The following is a 1,103-nucleotide window of genomic DNA, read 5'->3' on the forward strand; positions in this document are numbered from 1 at the left end:
AATGGTGGCAACAATTTAATTTTGGGACTTGAGGGAGATGACATCATTGCAGGACTTGAGGGCAATGACATTCTCTTTGGTCAAGAGGGCAATGACATTCTTATCGGCGGCTCAGGTGACGATTTTCTGTTTGGCGGCTCAGATAACGATTCTCTGTTTGGGGGCTCAGATAACGACTCTCTGTTTGGGGGCGATGGTAATGATTCTCTGTCTGGTGACTCTGGTAACGATTCTCTGTCTGGGGGCTCTGGTAACGACTCTCTGTCTGGTGGCTCTGGTAATGATACCATCGTAGGTGTAGACCCCAACGTTAACAATCCAGGCATTAATGAAAAGGATACCTTAACTGGAGGAACTGGTGCTGATAAATTTGTGATTGGAGATAGCAACAATCCTTACTATGTCGGTGGAGGAGGAGTATTGGGTATTAATGACTACGCCCAAATTACAGATTTCCAATCCGGTACGGATAAAATTCAACTCAAGTCAGGCATCAACTATATCTTTGGAGCAAACTTTATCGCTGTCAATCAAGGCGTCTCTTCTCTTGGCACAAGTAGTCTTGCTTCAGTTCAACAGGTTGCTAATAATATTGCTTTAGGTAACAGTTCAGCTGTTCAATCTCAGTTCAATATAGGGAATAGTTTCAACTCTGTTGACATTATTGCTATTGTGTCTGGTGGCTATAACCAAATCGGGGATTTGTCCTTTGTCTAAGGATTAGTAAAGAATGGCAGAAATAACTGATTAGTTAAAGTCTCCTTGATCTGGTTTGTTTCCTGTTTTTTATATCTTTTAATCCGTTGGTGGGCAGTGCCTAGCAACGGGCTTTGGCTTGGTGAATCGGTCTGGTTCACTGCCCACCCTACATCAACTATCCCAGGATTTTCTTAAGAAATTTCATAGTGATTAAATAGGTGGGCTTAACACCTGTTGTTCCCAATCCCCCGGAAGCTAAGGTGCTGCCTGTCAACAATGGGTTATCAGAAGCATAGTAAGCATAACGCAGCTTTACCTTATCATCGATACTTTTTCGGATCATAGAAGCAGCTTGAATTGCCTTTTGTAAGTGTGCCCCTTCCATCTCCAAGCCAATCACATTC

1 protein-coding gene and 1 pseudogene are annotated in these 1,103 nt (G+C 43.0%); one reads left to right on the forward strand and one right to left on the reverse strand.

Annotated elements, in window-relative coordinates:
• Positions 1-717: calcium-binding protein (locus F6K51_RS37960; protein WP_293031511.1), on the forward strand; the 717-nt coding region annotated here is incomplete at its 5' end.
• 157 nt (positions 718-874) lie between these two features.
• Here the strand turns inward: F6K51_RS37960 and F6K51_RS37965 are convergent.
• Positions 875-1,103: pseudogene (locus F6K51_RS37965) on the reverse strand (hypothetical protein); the annotation flags it as partial.

The organism is Moorena sp. SIO3I8 (assembly GCF_010692325.1).
Taxonomy (GTDB): Bacteria; Cyanobacteriota; Cyanobacteriia; order Cyanobacteriales; family Coleofasciculaceae; genus Moorena.